General features: G+C 39.4%; 13 protein-coding genes and 3 pseudogenes. 14 read left to right on the top strand and 2 right to left on the bottom strand.

Annotated elements, in window-relative coordinates:
- From ABLA33_RS06400 to ABLA33_RS06340, 13 genes and pseudogenes are all read left to right on the top strand, one after another.
- Nucleotides 1-224 (top strand): annotated as a pseudogene (locus tag ABLA33_RS06400) (hypothetical protein); the annotation flags it as partial.
- Between the two features lie 53 nt (nt 225-277).
- On the top strand, nt 278-886 hold the full coding sequence (locus ABLA33_RS06395; protein ID WP_347719662.1) for an RHS repeat-associated core domain-containing protein: 609 nt from the start codon (nt 278-280) through the stop codon (nt 884-886).
- Nucleotides 873-1511: a hypothetical protein gene (locus ABLA33_RS06390; RefSeq protein WP_347719661.1), complete on the top strand. Its 639-nt coding sequence runs from the start codon at nt 873-875 to the stop codon at nt 1509-1511. The genes ABLA33_RS06395 and ABLA33_RS06390 overlap by 14 nt, the downstream gene beginning before the upstream one ends.
- A 7-nt stretch (nt 1512-1518) precedes the next feature.
- Nucleotides 1519-2559 carry an RHS repeat-associated core domain-containing protein gene (locus tag ABLA33_RS06385; RefSeq protein ID WP_347719660.1) on the top strand — a complete coding sequence of 347 codons (1041 nt, stop codon included), beginning with the start codon at nt 1519-1521 and terminating at the stop codon, nt 2557-2559.
- Nucleotides 2560-2565: 6 nt separating this feature from the next.
- Nucleotides 2566-3225 carry a hypothetical protein gene (locus tag ABLA33_RS06380; RefSeq protein WP_347719659.1) on the top strand — a complete coding sequence of 220 codons (660 nt, stop codon included), beginning with the start codon at nt 2566-2568 and terminating at the stop codon, nt 3223-3225.
- Nucleotides 3225-4910, top strand: coding sequence for an RHS repeat-associated core domain-containing protein (locus ABLA33_RS06375; RefSeq protein WP_347719658.1), 1686 nt, complete (start codon nt 3225-3227; stop codon nt 4908-4910). The genes ABLA33_RS06380 and ABLA33_RS06375 overlap by 1 nt, the downstream gene beginning before the upstream one ends.
- A 6-nt stretch (nt 4911-4916) precedes the next feature.
- Nucleotides 4917-5519, top strand: coding sequence for a hypothetical protein (locus tag ABLA33_RS06370; RefSeq protein WP_195253811.1), 603 nt, complete (start codon nt 4917-4919; stop codon nt 5517-5519).
- Between the two features lie 20 nt (nt 5520-5539).
- A complete protein-coding gene (locus ABLA33_RS06365) occupies nt 5540-5860 on the top strand; it encodes a hypothetical protein (RefSeq protein WP_195253810.1) in 321 nt (106 codons plus the stop codon).
- A 37-nt stretch (nt 5861-5897) separates the two neighbouring features.
- Entirely contained in the window at nt 5898-6275 is a 378-nt protein-coding gene (locus tag ABLA33_RS06360; RefSeq protein WP_195253807.1) for a hypothetical protein, read from the top strand.
- A 24-nt stretch (nt 6276-6299) separates the two neighbouring features.
- Nucleotides 6300-6647, top strand: coding sequence for an Imm51 family immunity protein (locus ABLA33_RS06355; protein WP_347719657.1), 348 nt, complete (start codon nt 6300-6302; stop codon nt 6645-6647).
- Nucleotides 6647-7267 (top strand): RHS domain-containing protein, encoded by a 621-nt coding sequence (locus ABLA33_RS06350; protein WP_347719656.1) that lies wholly within the window; start codon nt 6647-6649, stop codon nt 7265-7267. Before ABLA33_RS06355 ends, ABLA33_RS06350 begins: the two co-directional genes overlap by 1 nt.
- Nucleotides 7233-7664, top strand: coding sequence for a hypothetical protein (locus ABLA33_RS06345; protein ID WP_347719655.1), 432 nt, complete (start codon nt 7233-7235; stop codon nt 7662-7664). Before ABLA33_RS06350 ends, ABLA33_RS06345 begins: the two co-directional genes overlap by 35 nt.
- A 2-nt stretch (nt 7665-7666) precedes the next feature.
- Nucleotides 7667-8146, top strand: a complete 480-nt coding sequence (locus ABLA33_RS06340) for a hypothetical protein (RefSeq protein ID WP_311490145.1) — start codon at nt 7667-7669, stop codon at nt 8144-8146.
- A gap of 403 nt (nt 8147-8549) precedes the next feature.
- On the opposite strand, the pseudogene ABLA33_RS06335 reads toward ABLA33_RS06340, so the two are convergent.
- Nucleotides 8550-8813: pseudogene (locus ABLA33_RS06335) on the bottom strand (IS982 family transposase); the annotation flags it as partial.
- 115 nt (nt 8814-8928) lie between these two features.
- Here ABLA33_RS06335 and ABLA33_RS06330 point away from each other — a divergent pair.
- Nucleotides 8929-9285: a hypothetical protein gene (locus ABLA33_RS06330; RefSeq protein ID WP_347719654.1), complete on the top strand. Its 357-nt coding sequence runs from the start codon at nt 8929-8931 to the stop codon at nt 9283-9285.
- Nucleotides 9286-9491: 206 nt separating this feature from the next.
- On the opposite strand, the pseudogene ABLA33_RS06325 reads toward ABLA33_RS06330, so the two are convergent.
- Nucleotides 9492-10064: pseudogene (locus tag ABLA33_RS06325) on the bottom strand (TraM recognition domain-containing protein); the annotation flags it as partial.
- Between the last annotated feature and the right edge of the window lie 17 nt (nt 10065-10081).

Raw genomic sequence — 10081 nt, 5'->3', positions numbered from 1 at the left:
TTGGTTTTTGTATCCCTAACATTCTAATTAGTACAAAAAAAACTTATAAGTTTTTGCAACATGGCACGCGGTTTAATGTGGATAAAAATGATGTTCTGAATAAACAATGGGGTATAGTAGGTATGAGCAATATGTATAAATGCTATAAAACCACTACTATTACTGGTGGAGAAAAAATAGAAAGAATATATATAATACCCCGCAAAAGGCTACATCAACGATAAAATAACTGAAATGTCTGTGGAGGGGCGAGGAAGTATGGTACCGCAGGCTTGACATGAACGGGAAGGTCATTGAGGAGCGGTCGATGAACTATACTTCCTACAAGGACTACGTCAAGATACCGTTCCTTTTCCAAGGACAGTACTATGATGAGGAAATCAAGTTGGCATACAACAGGTTCAGATACTATGCCCCCGAACTTGGAAGATATATATATCAAGACCCAATTCGCTTTGAAAGTGGGACTACAACTTTGTATAACTATGTAGAAGATCCTAATATTTATTTGGATGTCTTAGGCGAATATCCTTCTTCTATAAATAGGCATCACTTAATCCCGCAAGAAATGTTCAATGACCCAGATTTTATGAGACAACTCAAAAAGATTGGGATTAGGGACCCTAAAGCTTATATACATCGGCAGACTGCAGATATTACAGAGTTAAAACACCAAGAAATTCATAAAGGGATTCATGGAGGGGCATGGAATTCCGATTTCAAAGAATGGTATGACAGAAATTCTAATTTTTCAAAAAAAGAGTTACAACAACAACTGAAGAAGATGATGAGGAACTATAATATACCTTCATCTTCACGAAATTTTTCCCGAAAATATGGAAGGAAAGCACGTAAAAAATCACGTAAAACAATTGGATACCGATAAAAATATGCAAATGGAATATTACATAATAAAGAATAAAAGAATGCCTTGGGGGGATTATGGCAACACTTTGTTTTCCGGACTTCTAAAGATCCTTGACAAAGATTACGAAGAATTGGATTTTCCTGAATTGCAAAGGACTGGTCCTTATATTCCAGAAATCTTTATAGCAAATTCTCGGAATCTTATTTTAAAAGATGACATAAAGAAGGGTATAGAGAAAGCTGAAATTTTAGGAATAAAGAAATTTAAGAAAGTTCTCAAAAAGAAAATAGTAGATATAGATTGGCATACATGGGATTTGGACGCTAAAGAGCCCAAGTATTATCCAGAATCAGGAGAACCAGAAAATTATATCTTGAAAAAGAAAAATGACTTTGGTCTTATTAATAGTACTCCTGAATTATGGGAACTTGATATGATTCAAGAACATACTATTTGTAAAGTATCGCAGCAGATAGACAATATCAGCTATACAGATATAGCCTTAATGGAGTCCCCTAAGTATGACATATTTAGTCCAAGGAATATGAACTTTATCATTATTTCGGAAAAACTTAAACAACTTTTTGAAGATAGCCAAGTTACGACTTTACAGTATATTAAGATTAAAATTATATATAAATGAAAGATGAATGGACAGCAAGTCCGAACGCTGGCGGTATATCTGGAATCAGAACGGAACGCTGAAGGAGGTCAGACCTCCCGGAGGGGGAGATTTTGCCTTTGATGCCCTTTTCACCTATGATGCCCTCGGAAGGCGCCTAAGCAAGGATGCCATTGGCATTACCTGCTGGCTGTGGAACGGCAACGTGCCCCTGCACGAGTGGACACCAAGTCAGAGGCGCAATGAGCAGAGAGAGATAGAAGAATACCAAAAGGACCTCAGGACATGGCTCTTCGAGGAGGAGTGTTTCGTGCCCTTGGCTCTGTTCCAGGACGGCAAGGCATACTCCATCGTGACCGACCACCTTGGCACGCCCGTGGAGGCGTACAACGAGCAGGGCGAGGAAGTGTGGTACCGCAGGCTGGACATGAACGGGAAGGTCATTGAGGAGCGGTCCATGCTCTATACTTCCTACAAGGACTACGTCAAGATACCGTTTCTTTTCCAAGGACAGTACTATGATGAGGAAATCAAGTTGGCGTACAACAGGTTCAGATACTATGCCCCTGAACTCGGGAGGTATATATCAGAAGATCCTGTAAGGGTAATCTCTGGTGAACCAAATTTTTATGCCTATGTGCCAGATACAAACAATTGGATAGATTTATTTGGACTTTCTAAACAAAGTTACAGTCAACAAAAAGGAGTGAGTAAGGCTAAGCATGATCTAAAAAGAAATGGTTTTACTGTAGTAGGTGAAGAGGTTACAATGAAAGTAAATGGAACTAGAGTTCGTGCAGATATTGTAGCAGTTGATAAACATGGGAAAACGCATGTGTTTGAAGTTAAACATGGTAGAGGTAAATTAACTAAGAACCAAATGAAAACTGGTGTCTATAATATGTCTTCACAATCTAACACTACAACTCACCTAGGTGGTGGAACAATCCAAATATCAAAAGGAAGAACAGGGACATTTACTATTGATACAAATGGAGCTCCTGGCAGAGAATTAGGAGGAAAAGGAAGTATACACGATGCTACTTTTCATGTTTTAAAATATAATTAAATTAAAATGGGTAGTTTAAAAAAACAGATTCAAGCGGCATTAAAATTGCATAGTATGGAAATGCATTTTTATGACATAGAAACAAGATATAAAAACGATTCTATAATCTTCATATCGCAAAAAAGTGAAATTGGATATTTAGGATATACGTTTGTTTCTAGTAAATTTGCAGAGTTTGGGTCTCAATTGGGAATGTATATTTCTTGCCGTTTCGGACAAGAAATGAAGAATTCGTTAGCAATAATAAGACTTATAGATAATCTTAATTTATCGTATAAAGCAGGGGCAAAATTGCCTAATTGTTATTTTGGTTTTACCTCATTATATTATCAATCTCATAAATTTTATTTACAAGGGACTGCGAGTTTTAAAGAAAAAGATAATATTGAAGACAAATGCATGGAAATTGCTGAAAAGGTAAATGCATTATATTCATCTAAAGTTCAAAATTTCATATCACATTCCATTGATTTAATTGATGATATTATCGAGTATCCTGATAATTATGGCTATCCAATGGCTTATATTTTAGCAGTTTGTTATTTGAATAATAAAACAGAATTGATTGAATACACTATAAAGAAAGCCAAACAAAAAAGAATGTATGATAATTCCTCAAGTAGAATAGAAGAAATAAAACATAAATTAGAAAGTTATTTTGGATAATGAGACTTGTATCTCAGGATCTTCTTCTCTTTTCCTTACTCCTTATAAAAGGACTAATTATTTGCTCTGCAAGCTTGCCCGTGGAGGAGCGGAGTAATGAACACGTTATCAAACGTACCTATGACAAGTCTGGACAGATAGCCACGCTTACGAGCTCCCTTGGCGCCGACCTTACCTACGAGCGCAATGAGTTCGGGGAACTGACCTGCTTCTCGGCAGGACAGGCGGAAGCCCCGGGTCGCTTTGAGAGCAGGCACGAGTATGACAGCCTTGGCTTTGAGCTGGAGCGCATGCTCCCCGGTGGCGTGACGCAGAGCTTTGCCTATGACGACATCGGCAGGCTCATTGACAGCAAGACCCGCCAGTCATCCAAGGTGCGCAGAGAACGCAAATACCATTGGGGTAAAGCCGATCGATTGCTCAAGACGGAGGACAACCGCTTTGGCACCACCACCTATGAGTACAGCCCCACCGGGCATCTGCAAAAGGCGGTCTATGCCGATGGCAGGGAGGAGTACCGTCTTTCGGACAAGGCGGGCAACCTCTTTGACGACCCAGACAGAAAGCTGCGCAAGTACCTCCGCGGGGGAAAGCTGGAGCAGTCGGGGGAATGGCGCTTTGTCTATGACAGGGACGGACAGCTCGTAGAGAAATACAAGGGTTCCGGCAAATGGTGGGACAGCAAGTCCGAACGCTGGCGGTATATCTGGAATCAGAACGGAACGCTGAAGGAGGTCAGACCTCCCGGAGGGGGAGATTTTGCCTTTGATGCCCTTTTCACCTATGATGCCCTCGGAAGGCGCCTAAGCAAGGATGCCATTGGCATTACCTGCTGGCTGTGGAACGGCAACGTGCCCCTGCACGAGTGGACACCAAGTCAGAGGCGCAATGAGCAGAGAGAGATAGAAGAATACCAAAAGGACCTCAGGACATGGCTCTTCGAGGAGGAGTGTTTCGTGCCCTTGGCTCTGTTCCAGGACGGCAAGGCATACTCCATCGTGACCGACCACCTTGGCACGCCCGTGGAGGCATACAACGAGCAGGGCGAGGAAGTGTGGTACCGCAGGCTCGACATGAACGGGAATGTCATCGAGGAGAGGTCGATGAACTATACTTCCTACAAGGATTACATCAAGATACCGTTCCTTTTCCAAGGACAGTACTATGATGAGGAAGTCAAACTGGCATACAACAGGTTCAGATATTATGCCCCTGAACTTGGAAGGTATATATCAGAAGACCCGATTAGATTTGAGTCCGGACAAGTCAACCTATTTACATATGTAAAGGACACAAATGTATGGATAGATATGTTAGGATTAGCCCAAGCTAATGGAGGGAATGCACCCAAACATGGTAATACAGGGCATAACAAGGCTATAGATGAACATATACAAAAATTAAGAAGTAACCCTCAGGTTTCTGAAATTCGAAAGAATCAGCAATTAGTAAATTATGAAGGAAATGTTGTAGGTAAAAACCGTCCAGACATTCAGTATAATAGAGGAGGTATACATTATACTGTAGAATACGATACAAAAGTTTCAAGTAGTATAAAACATCAAAGGCAATCACCGATGTTGGCTCCAGACGCCCGTCACACATATTGGCATATTCAATCAGATGGAAGTAAAATCTCAGGACTGTCAATCCGTGAAAAGAATAGTACTTATACAAAAAAATAGTTTTTCATGAGAATAAATATTAATCATATAATTTTTTCTGTCTTTGAATCATCCATGGAAGAGATTGAATTCTTTTTAGATGATATTTCAAAGGATATGCTTGAAAATAAAACGACAAAAAAAAGTGATGCATTGCAGAATTTGATTTGTTTCGATAAAAATGAGCAAACCATTTTGTTAAACAACTACAAAAAAGAAGCATACAATGCCATTTTTTTTCTATCAAGTCAATCCCCTAAATATGTCTGTATGATTTCATCAGTTTCAGATGGATGGATTACATTATTTAATGTACTATCTTCAAAAATTAAAAAGAGTTGTTTTCATTTTGAAATAGATGGGACGGCATCCCCTATGAATATGATGATTTTTTCTCATGGGGAAATTGAAAGAGTTATTTATTCTTTAAAAGACACTCGCTGGATCTTTTATGAAAAAGGAGATGTTTTGCCGTTTGAGAATAAAAACTATTATCAAAAAAGAAAAATATCCGCAAGATTAAATAAATCTATTCTAATAGAATATTGCAAGCATCTTGGCTTTGATATTACAGAAGTCTCCTTCTGGCAATCACCAGTTTCTGCTCTTTTTTATTGTTATAGTTTTTAATTTATAGATACGGATAAACAATGAGAGATATTATCTTATCATATATCGAAAAACTTATACTCGACCTAAGGTTAGGTTTAAGAAACTCTCCAAATAATCAGAAGTTGGTTGCAAAACGACGAGAATTGGAAAGAATTAAGCAAGAAATTCTATTTATGAGTAGGCATTCAGAAATACTAAATGCCAAGTTTTATCGCATTGATGAAACAATTACTAGTAGTTCTGAAATCAGGCTTATGGATGATTGCGATACCGAAGATATGTCACTTTGGATAGAAACTACAGTGGAAGGGGGCAGTATAAGACTTCAAGAGGGAGATCTGATTTTAAAGGTAAAATGAATATTCTTTATAAATTACTCCGCAAAAAAATAAAAATATGGGTAAACATAAAGTAACGGGGACAAAGCCCGAAAACAATACAAAGGCTGACCTTGTACCGATAAAGTTATTCTACGACACTCTAGCGCAAGTTCAAGATAGAGCAAACTCCCTTGCTAATCCTGAGTATGATGATGGATGCCAAGCTTTTTTAGTGTATTTGGAGCACTTCCTTTATATATGTGAACGTTATCCGAATACAGCAGCTGCACGTATCTATAAACTCAAGCGAAAGGAATTGCATGAAATATGGAATAGTTGGTGGGAGCGCAATGAGAAGAAGATACCAGTTAAATATCGGTCAGGGATAAAGGAATCTGCCGACAGCATGTTTGACAGATTGTTCGCCATTAAGAGTTGGGCTGTTTCTGAATAGTGATTACAATCAAGAATTATGGTTATGAACAAAAAAAAGGGTATTGCGCCATTTATACTTGTTGAACACGAGGATTCGACCAGTCTTATTCTCAATATAAGCGATGAACTGTTAGATCTGTTTTCCATAGACGCGGAAGAAGATTTTAACAATGACGGCTATGATTGGGAGGCACTGGCTAAGTGTTACCTTCACAAGGGTTGTATTAGTTTAACCGACGAAGTTGGATTTGACTCAGAGAGTAGTATGTTCTGCATGTACTCCTCTAATATCTCTGATTTGATTTCTTTTGGGCAATCGTTCAGAGATGCCTGTTTTGATACCTCTTTCCTTAAAGAAATGTTATCTGAGATTGATGACTTCCGAGATTAGTGCTCTGCTCTGAATGCTGGAAATACATCTGGAACCAGAACGGAACGCTGAAGGAGGTCAGACCTCCCGGAGGGGGAGATTTTGCCTTTGATGCCCTTTTCACCTATGATGCCCTCGGAAGGCGCCTAAGCAAGGATGCCATTGGCATTACCTGCTGGCTGTGGAACGGCAACGTGCCCCTGCACGAGTGGACACCAAGTCAGAGGCGCAATGAGCAGAGAGAGATAGAAGAATACCAAAAGGACCTCAGGACATGGCTCTTCGAGGAGGAGTGTTTCGTGCCCTTGGCTCTGTTCCAGGACGGCAAGGCATACTCCATCGTGACCGACCACCTTGGCACGCCCGTGGAGGCATACAACGAGCAGGGCGAGGAAGTGTGGTACCGCAGGCTCGACATGAACGGGAATGTCATCGAGGAGAGGTCGATGAACTATACTTCCTACAAGGATTACATCAAGATACCGTTCCTTTTCCAAGGGCAGTACTACGACGAGGAAATCAAGTTGGCATACAACAGGTTCAGATACTATGCCCCCGAATACAGGAAATTACATATGCCAAGACCCCATAGATTTACAAGGAGGTATGCAACTTTACGCATACATTCACGATTCCAATAGTTGGATAGACCCGTTTGGGTTAAGCGGTCGTGGTGGTACTCTACACAGGAGTATTCAAGACCAATTACGAGATGATTTAAAAGGTTTAGGCAAAAGTGTAGAAGCAGAAGGGCAGATAAAATTAAAAAATGGACAATCAAGATTTGGTGATTTAGTAGTAAGGAATGATGTAGGAGATATAATTGAAGTACATCAAATCGGAGATATGCGTACTCGTGGAGGATTTAGACCGTCTTCAAGAGAGCGAGGAGCGATTCTGGATATTAGGGAGGCTTTGGGCGATGATGTAAGGATAGTTTTCCACGATAAAAAGGGACGGGTAACACTTATAGACCCCGATAAAGGCGATGACTGGAAAGTGCCAAGTAAAAAACATAGAAAAAATAGTTATGGTTAATTATGAGTTCAATACAATTTAATTATTTTGCAGATGAAAAAGGGGAGCAAATTATAAGGCAAGAGCTTTTAGATAGGTTTGGCTCTCTTTATGCAAGGGATTATTTCGGAGAGAATAAAAGTATAATAAAAGAAACAGAAGACTTTCCTAAAATGCCTTTTGAAATTTATTTAACTTGTGAAAAATTGGCTACTCAAATAAATACTTTGTCAGGTAAATTGTCCATTTCTATTTATGATAGCCCTGTTGTTGAATACACACCTTCAAAAATCAGAGACGAAAATGTATACTTTCAAGGTCGTTTAGCTTATTTTGCTGGTAATGAGTTCCCAGAGTTTAAAAAAGAAGTGCAATCCCTATTCAGAAAACTCAAAAAACAGTGTTGGAAAGATAAACAATGGAATGAGTGGGTATTTGAAACTATCGGAGATGAAGCAACGGTCTTTATACCCAATAGGGTTGTTCATCTAAAGAGAGAGTGATGTATCCCGCTTTGGTGAGGATGGAAGGTATTATATCTGGGACATCGGCGAGGATCTGTTCTACCATTTTACCGACACCTCCTATAAGGAAGTACGCCTACTGAGCCGTATCAGCGACATCAACGGCTTTGAAATCCTGTTCAGATACGACCACAGGGGGCATCTGCAGGAGATAACCGACAGTGCGGGACGCCGCCTGAGGGTGGAGAATGACCCGAGGGGACGCATCACTGCCATCTTCGCGCCGGACCCCGCCTTGAGAAAGGGAGGACAATAAAAAACTGCAATGCCCAAAGAGCATTACAGATGAAGAGTTGTTATATAAGCCTCCACGAGTGGGAGTTGCAGATCAAAAAGGAGATTACTAACAAAGGACTTTCTGAGATTTGCCATTAATCCCAATTCGGTTATAAGAAACAACATTGGGAAACAGATGGCGAAGATGCTTACATACTTTTTCAAGATAGAAATGTTTAAAGCAGCGATAACCGGAAGTGTGGAAAAGAATCATTATCAGCATGACTTCTGCCTTTGACATTGTAGAACTTCGATGATATTTTCTTTTTCCAGTAGGTTTTAGCGTATATTTTGCTGTTATAGCATCAAATAACTTGCAGAAGTCGTCTGCCATACAAAAAAATTCTGTAGTTTTGTCTTCGGCAACCATAGTGATTTTTGTTTGTAATTATTTGTATTTCAACACCTTAAAATTATAACAAATTTCGCTAATCACCAAATTTATAGACACTTATAATTCGTCGAACTCACGGTATTTTAGATAAATGAAATATTATAATATTTTAATGGCTTTGCTTTTTGTTTTTCACAGCTGCAAGAATACTGGTCAATTTCAAAAGAATGTTATTAAACCTAATACATATAGTGTTAAAGAAATTGATTCTTTGTATGGAGTCCCTAAGGATATTGTCTCATATTTAATAACAGAACAGCATGATGAGTTTAGGACTGCTGTCCTAAACTGTTTTACAAAATCACAACGACTCAGTCGCAGCATAAAAGTAATGGAGTACACTTGGCAAACCCATTCAGATAGTTTACTCACTGTTTGGTATCTTCCTTCTATGGATTCGCTTCAAGTATTATGTCATTTAGAATACTCTATTTATAACCTTTATTAAAATCAACTCTTTATAATAAGAGAAGTATTATTTTAAGGACTTAAAGGTGATATGAACATTTGGGAATATATCTATGTCAAGTTTTATAAAGTTCGTAGACGTGTGGTTGGAAAACGCTTGGTGAAGAATATACTGTGATGTTATTTATAGCATCTTTAGATTGTTTATGGTAGCCACCTTTAATCGTTAACACTTAGCCCTCCAGATTATTCTTTAATCAAATGCTGCAATGAAGAATCATTTTTAATTCTTTCTATTTCTGAATCAACTAACGAGAGTATTTCTTGCTTTACCTTACGATAGTTGGCTTCGATGGTCTCTTTGAGATTATCGGAGCCATCTTCGTTTATGAACTCTGCGATGATGGGAATGGGCTGATAGGCTTTCATCTCTGCAGAAACCTTAGCGGAATCCACCACAATCTCTGCGTGGAAGATTTTCTGCTCGATGTGCTCATCGAAGTTGTCGGAGACGGCTCCGACAAACATGCCTTGCGTAAGGTTACTGATTTTCGATGCTGGAATAAGGCAGTCCATCTGTGTGGAGATAGAGGTAGACTTGTCGTTGCGGTTGATGGTCATAGACTGACGTTGCTGGAGGACTTTTCCGAAGCGTTCGGAGAGCGTTTTGGCTGTTTCTCCTACCACTTGCCCGGAGAACACGTTACCTACAGTGTTCTGTATTACTTTGCTCTCCTTATCGCCATAGTCACGGGTGAGCTGTGAAAAGTCCTGAAAGCCCAAACATACAGCAACTTTATTGCTTCGTGCAGTAGCTATGAACTCCAATTCGGTTT

The organism is uncultured Alloprevotella sp. (assembly GCF_963536905.1).
In the GTDB taxonomy this organism is placed as follows: Bacteria; Bacteroidota; Bacteroidia; order Bacteroidales; family Bacteroidaceae; genus Alloprevotella.
This window is presented reverse-complemented; position numbering and strand designations above follow the sequence as displayed.

Coding starts and splice junctions, on each gene's coding strand:
- ABLA33_RS06395 (WP_347719662.1), top strand. CDS start 278: ATGAACGGGAAGGTCATTGAGGAGCGGTCGATGAACTATACTTCCTAC.
- ABLA33_RS06385 (WP_347719660.1), top strand. CDS start 1,519: ATGGACAGCAAGTCCGAACGCTGGCGGTATATCTGGAATCAGAACGGA.
- ABLA33_RS06380 (WP_347719659.1), top strand. CDS start 2,566: ATGGGTAGTTTAAAAAAACAGATTCAAGCGGCATTAAAATTGCATAGT.
- ABLA33_RS06375 (WP_347719658.1), top strand. CDS start 3,225: ATGAGACTTGTATCTCAGGATCTTCTTCTCTTTTCCTTACTCCTTATA.
- ABLA33_RS06370 (WP_195253811.1), top strand. CDS start 4,917: ATGAGAATAAATATTAATCATATAATTTTTTCTGTCTTTGAATCATCC.
- ABLA33_RS06365 (WP_195253810.1), top strand. CDS start 5,540: ATGAGAGATATTATCTTATCATATATCGAAAAACTTATACTCGACCTA.
- ABLA33_RS06360 (WP_195253807.1), top strand. CDS start 5,898: ATGGGTAAACATAAAGTAACGGGGACAAAGCCCGAAAACAATACAAAG.
- ABLA33_RS06355 (WP_347719657.1), top strand. CDS start 6,300: ATGAACAAAAAAAAGGGTATTGCGCCATTTATACTTGTTGAACACGAG.
- ABLA33_RS06345 (WP_347719655.1), top strand. CDS start 7,233: ATGCAACTTTACGCATACATTCACGATTCCAATAGTTGGATAGACCCG.
- ABLA33_RS06340 (WP_311490145.1), top strand. CDS start 7,667: ATGAGTTCAATACAATTTAATTATTTTGCAGATGAAAAAGGGGAGCAA.
- ABLA33_RS06330 (WP_347719654.1), top strand. CDS start 8,929: ATGAAATATTATAATATTTTAATGGCTTTGCTTTTTGTTTTTCACAGC.